We start from the raw sequence: 10,893 nt of genomic DNA on the forward strand, positions 1-10,893 counted from the left end.
TATACCGGTGAACATACGCCTTAGCCGCATCCCGCTGAGCCTGCTGGCCCCGCTCTCCCTCGTCGCCACCGTCGCCGGTTGCGGCCTAATCTCGGACGACGCAGGCCGCCAGGACGCCGGTCGTTCCTTCACGGTCGCGGCGGCCGGGGACATCCTGATGCATCCCGCGCTGGTGGACCAGGCCCGCAAGGACGCCAAGCGCACCGGCAAAGGCGTTGCCGGGCTGGACTTCGGGCCGATGATGGCCGGCATCAAGCCGCTGATCAGCAAGGCGGATCTGGGGATCTGCCACTTCGAACCGGTGGTGGGCGCCGTGAACGGCCCCTTCGAGGGCTTCCCGGACTTCCAGGTGCCCCCGCAGACCGCCAAGACGATCAAGGACCTCGGCTACGACACCTGCTCCACCGCCTCGAACCACACGCTCGACCACGGGTACGAGGGCGTCCGGCGCACCCTGGACGCCCTGGACGACGCCGGCCTGAAGCACACCGGCTCCTTCCGGACACAGAAGGACGCGCTCACTCCGCTGGTCATGGACGTGAAGGGCGTCAAGGTCGCGCAGATATCGTTCGCCTACGGCTTCAACGAGCCGCACACGTTCCCCAAGGGCAAGCCGTGGCTCGCCAACGAGATGAGCCTGAAGGCGATCAAGGCGGCTGAACAGCGGGCCCGCAAGGCCGGGGCCGAGGTGGTGATCCTCTCCATCCACTGGGGCCTGGAGCACCACCCGGACCCCTCGGCCCAGCAGCTCTCCTTCGCCCGGAAGATCGCCCGGCAGACCGGTATCAACCTGGTCGTCGGCTGTCACGCGCACGTCGTGCAGCCGATGGAGAAGGTCGACGGGACCTGGGTCGCCTACGGCATGGGCAACCAGATCGCCCGGCACGAGGTGCCGACCGGACTCACGGAGGAGGGCGTGATCGCCTGGTTCACGTTCACCGAGCACGGGAAGGGCCACTGGGACGTCCAGCCGCGGTTCGAGCCGACGCTGCTGGAGATCCCGCCGGACGCCGAGAACGCCACGGACGGCGGCAAGACCGCCTACACGGAGGACGACGCACGGGACTACCGCCTGCTGGACGTGCCGTCCGCGCTCCGGGACGACAAGGACCTCACCGACCGGCAGCGGGCCCGGCTGCGGCTCGCCTTCGAGCGCACCGAGGGCACGCTGTACAACCGCGGCGCGGCCGAGGACGGCCTGAAGCCGCTGAATGAGATGCCCTGAGGTCGGCCGGCACCACGCGGACAACCTGGCCGGGTGCCCGAATCTGACCGCCTAAACGCGGATGTTGTGTAGATCACAGCAGAACGTGTGCAACTTCATGAGTTTCTTGACGGTCTGAGTGCTGCGGACACACTCGCGCAACGGATGTTCCCGCAGCGCACACACAACCGAAACACCGTCCCCGCTTCCCGCGCGGACTGATCACCTGTACACCCTGAGAGGACCCTCCCTTGGCGTCACCGCCCCCGGCACGGCAGCACCGAGCCCGCCGCCGAGCCGACATGTCGCTGATCGGAGGCATCCGCCCGCCGATCGCGGTTCTGTCGGTGCTCCTGCTGTCCCTCGCCGGCATCACCGCGGTCGTGCTGGGCCGTGTCGACAACGCCGTGGTGCCGAAAGCGGTGCTGACCTCTCAGCAGCACTTCGCGGAGGACGGCGCCATCGCGCTGCGCGCCTCCATCGACGAGTCCGTCACCGACCTCACCCGGTCCGCCGCGCTGTTCAGCGCCGGCGAACCGGTCTCCGGTGACGCCGCACTCGACAAACTCGGCAGCACCTACCAGAAGTGGACGGGAACCGCGGTCGTCGAGATCCGCTCCGGCAAGCTGGTCGCGGCCCGAGGCGAGACCGTGCCGCTGACCTCGGTGAACACCGGCGCCCTCGGCGACGAGGGCGGCCTCGCGCCGCGCATGGTCCGGCTGAAGAACGGCGAGACGCGACTGCTGTCCTTCGCGCTGCTGTCCTGGCCGGACAAACCGCAGCTGTTGTTGGTGGCGTCCAGCAACCTGACGTTCCCCGGCATCAGCCTCGGCCAGTTCCGATCCATCGCCGTGGCCGACCAGGGCGGCGCGATCCTCAGCAGCGACGGCATCCGTGAGCCCGAGCAGGTGCGCACCGGCACCGACCGCGAGGAGATCAAGGCGTCCGGCAAGCAGCTGAAGGACTTCGCCCAGCTCGCCGCCCGCAAGGCCCGGCAGGACCCGCGCAGCAGCAAAGAACCCGGCATGGGCGGCTACCAGGGCGTCAGCGGCAGCCTGGTCGGCGGGCACGTGCTCAGCAACCGGACCGTCGCCGGCTACGCCACCTTGGCCGCGCCCGGCCCCGGGGAGACCACCACCGCCTCCGGGCTCGGCCTGTCCGTGGTGGCCATGGTCAAGGTGGGCGAGGACCCCACCCGCACCCAGTCCCTGGTGTTCGGCCTGCTGGCGGGCGGCGCGCTCCTCGTCGTCGGCGCCGTCGCCGTGGCCGTACTGCTGGGCACGGTGCAGCGCCCGCTGATCCGGCTGTTCCTGGAGTCCCGCCGGCTCACCCGCGGCGACCTGACCCGGCCCGTCAACGTCCCCGGCTACGGCGAGGCACGACGCGTCGGCCACGCCCTGGAACGGCTGCGCCGCCAACTGCTCGGCGAGAGCGCCGACGCAACCGACACGGCACCGCGCCCGCGCGGACTGCGCCGGGTGGGCACCCGGGCCCTGCTGGCTGCCTGCGCGGTACTGCTGCTGGCCTGGTCGGCGCCGCTGATGTTGCTGGTCAACCGCGCCGACAGCAAGGCCGTCGTACCGCAGCAGCTCGTCAGCGACCAGCGCGAACGCACCGACACCCTCAGCGACCGGGTGCGCCGCGCGCTCAACGAGGGCAGTGCCGACCTGGAATCGGTCGCCTCCCTCATCGGCAACCGCACCGGACCCGACGCCATGGGGAAGGTATTGGAGCGCACCCTCGACGAGAACCAGCGCTACCGCTCGCTCTACGTCGTCGACTCCTCCGGCCAGATCCTGGCCCGCAAGGGCAAGAGCCCCAAGGTGATCCGCTCCCACCGGGTCTCGGACACCCCGATCCGGCTGCTGGGCCAAGGCGGCAAGGAGCCCGTCGTCGTCGCCGACGCCGAGATCCCCGGACGGAGCGGTGCCCGGCTCGTCGGTGAGTTCCGCGTCGAGTTCCTCAACGCACTGCTGACCCGACCGGGCCTGGGCGTGGTCCGCCTCGTCGACGACCACAGCAAGGTCATCGCCGGCAACACCGGCTTCCTCGCCTTCCAGCGGCTGCCCGACGACCACCTCGCGGACCTGGCCGCGGCCAGCGCCCAGCGGCTCGGCAAGAAGGCCCGCGCCAACGGGGTGCTCTACCGCGAACACGGCGTACAGATCGCCGCCGCCGCCCCGTTCGCCGGCAGCGGCCCCGCCGAGTCTCTCGGCTGGAGCGTCGTCAGCTGGCAGGCCGCCAGCCGGCTCGCCATCCCCGAGTACGACAGCCAGAACCGCACCGTGCTCGCCGGACTGCTCGGCGCCGCCGCGGCCGCCGCCTGCCTGGGCTGGCTGCACATCGTGGTGGCCCGGCCGCTGCGCTCGCTGGCCGAGCGCGCCGAGTCGCTGGCCGGCGGCGACCGCAAGACCGTGCTGTTCCCGCAGCATCACGACGAGGTCGGCGCGGTCACCCGCTCCCTGGAACTCATCCGCCAGCAACTGCAGGACCAGAGCCGGCAGCAACCCCGCCGCACCCCGCCGCAGGCGTCCGCGCCGCAGCAGTACACAAGGAACTGATCGCCCGTGCTCTTCCTCTACACCGTACTGCTGGTGTGCTGCACGATCCTGCTCGTCGCGGGCATCGTGGAGCAGCGGCGGCACTTCACCAACCTGGACCACATACCCACCCGGGTCCTGATCAACGGCATCCGCGGCAAGTCGTCCATCACCCGGCTCTGCGCGGGCGCCCTGCGCGGCGGTGGTCTGACCACCGTCGCCAAGACGACCGGCACCGCGGCCCGGTTCATCCACCCGGACGCCACCGAGGAACCGGTCTACCGCAAGTTCGGCATCGCCAACGTGGTCGAGCAGATCGGCATCGTGCGGCGCGCCGCCGCGTACCAGCCGGACGCGCTCGTCATCGAGTGCATGGCCGTCATGCCGGCCCTGCAGGAGATCAACCAGTCCAAGCTGATCCGCTCCACGATCGGCGTGCTGTGCAACGTCCGCGAGGACCACCTCGCCGAAATGGGCCCCACCCTGGACGACGTGGCCCGTTCGCTGTGCCGGTCCATGCCGGAGGACGGCATCTGCGTCACCGCGGAGAAGGACCGCTTCCACATCCTCCAGGAGGAGGCCGACGCCCGGAACTGCCAGCTCATCTACGCGGATCCGGAGATCGTCAGCGACGAGGAGCTGCGCGGCTTCAGCTGGTTCACCTTCAAGGAGAACGTGGCCATCGCGCTGACCGTCGCCGAACTCCTCGGCGTCGACCGGGAGACGGCCCTGACGGGCATGTACGAGGCCCCGCCGGACCCCGGTGTCCTCTCCGTCGAGCGCTATGTGACGCCCGAGGGGAAGAAGCTGCGCTTCGCCAACGTCTTCGCGGCGAACGACCCCGAGTCGACGCTGATGAACATCAGCCAGCTGCTCGACCTCGGTGCCATCCACCGGCCGCTCAACGTCGTCATCAACTGCCGTCCCGACCGCGTCGAACGAAACGGGCAGATGGGCGAGATCATCCCCGACCTCGACCCCGAGCGCGTCTTCGTCATCGGCCACCCCGCCAAGTCCGCCATCGACGCCATCCCCGCCGAGTTCCGCTCGCGCGCCGTCGACCTCGGCGGCGACAAGCGCGACCCGGAGGAGTTCATGGCCCGGCTGCTCGAGCAGCTCGGTCCGGACTCCTCGCTGGTCGCGATCGGCAACATCCACGGCCAGGGCGAGATCCTGCTGGAGCACCTCGCCGAACTCCCGCCGGACGACAGCGCCGACGAGCTCGTGGAGGCCGCCCCGGCCGGCGGCGCGGGGTCGGCGCCCGCCGTGGTCGAGCACGTCGAGACCATGCAGCTGTACGTGCCCCGCATCGACCCCTACCAGGGTTACTCGGAGGCGTACGAGTCGCGCTACGCACAGCAGCCGTACGCCCCCCAGCTCCCCGTGCAGCGCGACGCCGGAAACCCGTACCCGGACCAGGAACGGGCGAACCGGACAGGGGACGGCCGACCGTACCAGGACGACGCCCGGACGCAGCAGCACCACGGTGCCCATCCCGCCCCCGCCGCGCGGCAGTCGCGCCCGGAAGGCGGCACCTCACCCGGACAGGTCCCGCACCGCGGGCTGTTCGAGCCCCGCATTCCCCCCCAGCCTTCCGCCGACGAGAGCCAGCAGTGGCACAGCCCAGGAGAACAGCGTTGATCCCCTCCGTCCTCACCCCCGAGATCGCCGCGATCGGCATCGGCCTCGGTCTGATGTTCTCGTTGATGTGCTACCTGGCCACCAACCTGTCGCCGGGCGGCATGATCACACCCGGCTGGCTCGCGCTCACCCTCATCGAGGACCTGCAGCGGGCCGCGCTGGTGGTCGGCGTGACCGTCCTGACGTACCTCGCCACGCTGTTGATGCAGCGCTTCGTGATCCTGTACGGCAAGCGGCTGTTCGCGGCCGTGGTGCTCAGCGGCGTGCTCATCCAGGCCACCGTGATCATCGTGCTGCAGATGGAGTTCCCCCTGCTGTACGCCAACCAGACGCTCGGGTTCATCGTCCCGGGCCTGATCGGCTACCAGCTGGTCCGTCAGCCCAAGGGCGCGACGCTGCTGTCCACCGGATCGGTCACCCTCGCCACCTATGTGGTGCTGACCGCCGGCATTCTGCTGGGCGCGCTGCCCTCCGCCTGAGTCCGCCTGTTCCCCGACGCAATCCTGGAGCCCTCACCATGCCGAAGCGCAAAGGCCACCCCGTCGTCCACACGGCGACAGTGCTGGCGCTGCTCGCGGGCAGCGCGTACTTCACCTACGAACTGCGCACGGACGAACAGGCGAAGGTCCCGGCCGCCCAGACAGTCACCGACAACGCTCTGCAGAACTCCGGCAAGGCGACCGGCAAGCAGACCTGGGAGCGGCTGAACGACCCTGCGCGATCCGTGCTGCGCGACGCCAAGGGCGCGATCATCGCCACCTTCACCGACGGCGCCCGCACCGCCACCCTCAAGGGCCCGTCCCGCACCTTCACCGAGCCGGCCAACACCAGCACCAAGGTGATCACGGACGACTGGGTCCGTCTCATGTCGGAGCCCTGGACCAAGGGCGCCCAGAACCAGCAGTGGTTCAAGGACTGGTTCAAGCAGTACTACGGCAGTCAGGAGGACGACATCTTCGCGATCGCCTTCCAGTACGTGCAGGGCGTGCCGGTGAAGAAGGACTCCGCGGGCGTACCGTACGCCGGCGACGCGGTGTTCGGGCCGTACAAGGCGGACGGTGTGGATCGCCTGGAGCAGAACGACTTCTACGACTACCTCGGCATTCCGTACACCTTCCGCAACGGGACCACGATGAGCCCGCGCCAGGAGCGCTACCGCGCGCTGGACTGCTCCGGCTTCATGCGGATGGTGTGGGGCTACCGGTCCCGCTACCCGCTGATGGCCAGCGACACCCTCGGCGACGGCCTGCCGCGTTCGGCCAACGGCATGGCCCGCTCCAAGGTCGGCGTCGACATCATCAAGCTCCAGGGCCCCGGCCCCTGGTACACCCGGCCGAAGAACACCGACATGCTGCAGCCGGGGGACCTGCTGTTCTTCAAGATGGACCACCGCACCGCCGACCACATCGACCACGTCGCCCTCTACCTGGGGCTGGACACCGAGGGGCACAAGGTCTTCATCTCCAGCCGCAAGGAGCAGAACGGACCCACGATCGGCGACTCGGGCGGTGTGTCCCGCATCGACGGCAACGGCTTCTACGCCGAACTGTTCCGCAGCGCGAAGCGGCTGTGAACCGGACGGGGGCGGACGGGAGGGCGATCGGCCTTCCCGGCGCGATCGGCCTTCCCGGCTCATTCCGAAACGACCGGTAGGGCGGCGCGGGACGCGTGTCCGGAGTGGTTCCGGCCGTCTTCGCCGTCACGATGGTCGACAACGCCCCCACTGTCGTGGACTTCCCCACGATCCGGCTGGTCGTGCGCTCTCGGCCTCGTCCTGTTGCTCGCCGTGGCGCTCGACTCCGCCGCCCGCCGGCTTCTCGGAGGCGGCGGAGGACGCGGCAGCCCGCGGGCCGCACGTCCGCCCACCTCAGGAGGATCCAATGAGCGCCTTGCTTCTCGGCATCGACATCGGCACCTCCAGCTCCAAGGCGGTGCTCGCACGACCGGACGGCACCGTCGTCGCTCAGGCGCGGGTGCCGCATGCCGTGTCGATGCCGCGGCCCGGCTGGGCCGAGCATGACGCCGAACAAGTGTGGTGGGCCGACGTCGTGGCCCTGTGCCGGCAACTGCTGCCCACCGCGGACGGTACCGTGGCGGCCGTCAGTGTCAGCGGCCTCGGTCCCTGCCTCCTGCCCGTCGACGCCGACGGCCGCCCTCTTCGGCCCGCGATCCTCTACGGTATCGACACCCGTGCCACCCGCGAGATCGACGAACTGACGGAACGCTACGGGGCGGAGGAACTCCTTCGCCGCGGCGGCTCCGTTCTCACCAGCCAGGCCATCGGTCCGAAGCTGGCGTGGCTCCGGCGCCACGAGCCCGACGTCTACGCCCGTACGGACCGTTTTCTCATGGCGTCGTCCTACGTGGTGGAACGGCTCACCGGCGCGTACGTCCTCGACCATCACTCGGCCAGCCAGTGCGACCCGTTGTACGACCTACACGCCGCCGCGTGGATCCCCGAGATCGCCGCCGACATCGCCCCCGGCATCCGCCTGCCGTCCCTGCTGTGGCCGGGCGAGATCGCCGGACGCGTCGACGCGCACGCCGCGAAGGTCACCGGTGTCCCCGTCGGGACACCGGTCACCGCCGGCACCGTCGACGCCTGGGCGGAGGCCCTCAGCGCCGGAGTGGAGAAGACCGGCGACTGCATGCTCATGTACGGCACGACCATGTTCCTCGTCGAGATCCTGGACCAGCCCCTTACCGACGCCCGTCTGTGGGCCACCCGCGGGATCGACCCGGGCTCCTGCAGCCTGGCCGGCGGAACGGCGACCTCCGGCGCCGTCACCGACTGGCTGCGCGAGCTGACCGGTGCCCGCTTCGAGGACCTGACCGCCGAAGCGGAACAGGTCGCCGCCGGGTCGCACGGCCTCGTCATGCTCCCGTACTTCGCCGGCGAACGAACCCCCCTGTTCGACCCCGATGCCCGCGGGGCCGTCCTCGGGCTGACCCTCCGGCACAACCGCGCCCACCTCTACCGCGCGGCACTGGAAGCAACCGCGTACGCGGTGCGGCACCACCTGGAGGTCATGGACGAACTCGGAGCACGCCCCACCAGGCTGATCGCCGTCGGGGGCGGCACCACGGCGGACCTGTGGACGCAGATCGTCTCCGATGTCACCGGCCGCACCCAGGAACTGCCCGATCAGCGGATCGGCGCCAGCTACGGCGACGCCCTGCTCGCCGCCCGTGCGGTCGACCTGGCCGACCGGACGACCAGCTGGGCGACCATCGGCCGCAGCGTGGAACCACGTGCCGGGACCCGCGACGTGTACGAGGACCTCTACACGGTCTACCGAGACCTGTACCGCGCGACGCGGGAACAGGCGCACGCCCTCGCCGAACAGCAACGCCTCGCCGACCTGGCCCACCCGGCGGCGCACCCCACGCCCACCTCAGCGGTGTAGCGGAACAGAGGTGCCATGGCCCAGGTGTACAGCGGCCGAGCTTTCTGCGGCGTGGGGTTGATGCGTCTGGCGGCGCGGTCACGCCGATCGGCCGCACCCACCGAGTGCTGCGGACCGCGGCACGGTCGCCCGGTCGGACGCATCCATCCGGAGCGCCCGGCGCCGGCTCCGTGATGCCGCTCATCGTCTGGGCGGAAGACGCCGCCCGAAGACCTGCAGCTGGGTGTAGCCATGGCTCGTGATGCCGTAGAAGAGCGGTAGGAGCACGAAAATCGCGAGTGCGAGGGCGGGGATGGTCAGTACGCCGACCAGGCCGGCGGCCGCGTAGAGCAGGGCCCCGACGAAGGCGCGAAGGCGTTCGCCGAGGAAGAAGGTCTCCTCCACGCTGTCCTCGAGGAGCTCGGGGTGGCGGAAGAGCACATGGAAGAAGATCATCCAGCTTACCCACAGCATCGCGCCGATGATCGCGTAGAGCCCGACGGCGACCCGGTCGTCCGGGGGGTTGGCCTCAGCGACGGCTTCGGAGACGAGCGCGGTGGGCCAGGGCAGCAGCGCGGTGGAGAACAGCACACCGAGGTTGGCCCAGTGCAGGCCACGGGTCATGGCCTTGATGCGCTGAAATGCCGCCTTGTGATTGAGCCAGACGACGGCGATGTAGAGGTACGAGGCGACATAGGCCAGATAGGTCGGCCACTGGTGGAGCAGCTGGGCCAGCAGGTGACCCGCATCGATCGGGGGAGGCTTCAGATGGAGCACCAGAAGCGTGATGACGATCGCCAGGACGCCGTCACTGAAGGCTTCGGCGCGCCCTGTGTCCGAACGCGGAACCTCCTCGTACCGGCGCCGTGCCACGAGCGTCTCCTCTCTGATGCCAGTTCCGCTTCGACGGGCACCAGCAGCGGGCTGGTCGGGCCGCCGGGCGGGCCTCGTACTCGGCTGGACCGCGGTAACCGGACCGCGAGGCCGGACCGCTACCTCGCCTCCGAGCGCCAGTTCATCACCCGGCGCCAGGTGCTGCCCGCCGTGTCCGGTGGCCGCTGGTGAGGGGCTGCCGGTGACCGCGGCGGTTCTGCCATGGGCGGTGACGACGGCGTGGGGCGCTCGGCAGCCGGCCGGAATCCCGGGGCTCAGTCGGTCGCGGTACGGCGCAGGTGGTGGGCGAGGAAGGCGACGCAGTGGGCGACGACCGGCGCGACATCGGCGTTGAGGAAGATGTGCTCGGCATCCGGTACGGCGAGGAGTTCCGCGTGGTTTCCGGCGGCCCGCAGGAGTCCGGCCAGGCGTTCGCTGTGCTCGAAGGGGACAAGCGTGTCACGGGTCCCGTGCGCCAGAAGGAAGGGTGGCGCCGGGGACCGCGCATGGCTGACCGGGCTGGCGGCCGCCGCGCGACGCGGCCGGTCGTCCGGGTCGCCGCCCAGGAAGGTGACGAAGGGGTCGTGGGGGCCGGGTGTGTCCGGCAGCAGCGCTCCCACGTCGCTGATTCCGTACCAGTCGACGACGGCCGCGACCGTCGTGTCACCCGCCGCGATCCCCTCCGTTCCCTCCAGCGCGGGGTCGCTCGCGCCGGTCAGCCCGGCCATCGCGGCGAGGTGCCCGCCGGCCGACTCGCCCCACAGGCCGACCCGCGTCCCCTCGATACCGAGGGGGTCGGCGTAGTGGCGCAGGTAGCGGATGGCCGCCTTGACGTCGTGCAGTTGGGCGGGGAACGGGGCTTCGCCGGCGTGGCGGTAGTCGATGGTGGCGACAGCGAGTCCGGCCCGCAGCAGGGAGCCGAACAGAAGGTCCGCGCTCACGGTCGGCGGCGGGTGGCGCCGGTCGCCCTCCATCCAGGCGCCGCCGTGGATCCAGACCACTACGGCGGGAGGCTCGGCCGTGGCGGGCACGGAGAGATCCAGCAGCCGCGGCCGGTAGCCGGAGCCGGTGGCGTAGCTCAGCCCGTCGTGACGCCGGACGCCGTCGGCGCCGGTGGTGGGTGCGGTCGGAGGGAGCTGTACCGGCGGTGTGGCGAGCTCGGGCGGCGGCCAGGTGACAGGCCCCCGACAGGTCTGCCCGACGGGGGAGTCCACCCCGGGCGCCGAGCTGTTCGAGGACGGTGACCGTG

At 70.5% G+C, this 10,893-nt stretch carries 8 protein-coding genes; 6 read left to right on the forward strand and 2 right to left on the reverse strand.

The annotated features are described in order from the left end of the window. The first annotated feature begins 13 nt into the window (after positions 1–13). The 6 genes from OG199_RS37790 to OG199_RS37815 all read left to right on the forward strand — a co-directional run bounded on the left by OG199_RS37790 (position 14) and on the right by OG199_RS37815 (position 8,792). Positions 14–1,225 (forward strand): CapA family protein, encoded by a 1,212-nt coding sequence (locus tag OG199_RS37790; RefSeq protein ID WP_401802482.1) that lies wholly within the window; start codon positions 14–16, stop codon positions 1,223–1,225. A gap of 281 nt (positions 1,226–1,506) precedes the next feature. Then, entirely contained in the window at positions 1,507–3,765 is a 2,259-nt protein-coding gene (locus OG199_RS37795) for a HAMP domain-containing protein (RefSeq protein WP_356799005.1), read from the forward strand. Between the two features lie 6 nt (positions 3,766–3,771). Continuing rightward, the gene (pgsB, locus tag OG199_RS37800; RefSeq protein WP_405833336.1) at positions 3,772–5,385 is read left to right on the forward strand and encodes a poly-gamma-glutamate synthase PgsB; all 1,614 of its coding nucleotides are present in this window, start codon (positions 3,772–3,774) and stop codon (positions 5,383–5,385) included. Continuing rightward, positions 5,382–5,864, forward strand: a complete 483-nt coding sequence (locus OG199_RS37805; RefSeq protein WP_266696795.1) for a poly-gamma-glutamate biosynthesis protein PgsC/CapC — start codon at positions 5,382–5,384, stop codon at positions 5,862–5,864. The genes pgsB and OG199_RS37805 overlap by 4 nt, the downstream gene beginning before the upstream one ends. 38 nt (positions 5,865–5,902) lie before the next feature. Next, positions 5,903–6,958, forward strand: a complete 1,056-nt coding sequence (locus OG199_RS37810) for an NlpC/P60 family protein (protein ID WP_356799001.1) — start codon at positions 5,903–5,905, stop codon at positions 6,956–6,958. A gap of 307 nt (positions 6,959–7,265) precedes the next feature. Continuing rightward, complete coding sequence (locus tag OG199_RS37815) at positions 7,266–8,792, forward strand: FGGY-family carbohydrate kinase (RefSeq protein WP_405833339.1); 1,527 nt, start codon at positions 7,266–7,268, stop codon at positions 8,790–8,792. A 180-nt stretch (positions 8,793–8,972) separates the two neighbouring features. Here OG199_RS37815 and OG199_RS37820 read toward each other — a convergent pair whose 3' ends face one another. Both OG199_RS37820 and OG199_RS37825 read right to left on the reverse strand, forming a co-directional pair. Next, positions 8,973–9,644, reverse strand: coding sequence for a TMEM175 family protein (locus tag OG199_RS37820; RefSeq protein ID WP_356798997.1), 672 nt, complete (start codon positions 9,642–9,644; stop codon positions 8,973–8,975). 275 nt (positions 9,645–9,919) lie between these two features. After that, positions 9,920–10,858: an alpha/beta hydrolase fold domain-containing protein gene (locus OG199_RS37825; protein ID WP_405833342.1), complete on the reverse strand. Its 939-nt coding sequence runs from the start codon at positions 10,856–10,858 to the stop codon at positions 9,920–9,922. Between the last annotated feature and the right edge of the window lie 35 nt (positions 10,859–10,893).

It is taken from the genome of Streptomyces sp. NBC_01176, from assembly GCF_045039825.1.
Lineage (GTDB): Bacteria > Actinomycetota > Actinomycetes > Streptomycetales > Streptomycetaceae > Streptomyces.